1 pseudogene is annotated in these 373 nt (G+C 42.6%); it reads right to left on the reverse strand.

The window, feature by feature from the left end:
* A pseudogene (locus FH871_RS35160) lies at nt 1-243 on the reverse strand (adenylosuccinate lyase); the annotation flags it as partial.
* Nucleotides 244-373 lie beyond the last annotated feature (130 nt).

Genomic DNA, 373 nt, shown 5'->3' on the forward strand with positions numbered 1-373 from the left:
AAGCGTCTCAGAAACCGCACGCGTGAAAGCCACCACATCGTGACGAGTCTCTTGCTCGATTTCCAAAATACGGTCGATGTCAAAGTCCGCCTTCTCGCGAATCAAAGCCACATCTTCCTTAGGGATTTCCCCCAACTCAGCCCATGCCTCGTCAGCCAAGATTTCCACCTCAAGCCAAGCACGGTATTTATTTTCTTCACTCCAAATGTTCGCCATCTCAGGGCGAGAGTAACGGTTGATCATTGTTATTTCTCCTTTTGATATTTAAATATAGTGTTGTTTAAAACAAGTTCATTTTTACTTTCTTCGAAAGGTAGTGACCAATTTTCAACTCGTCCCATTATGTTAACTTCAATATTGTAACCATTAGGTG

The organism is Larkinella sp. C7 (assembly GCF_006149005.1).
Taxonomy (GTDB): domain Bacteria; phylum Bacteroidota; class Bacteroidia; order Cytophagales; family Spirosomataceae; genus Larkinella.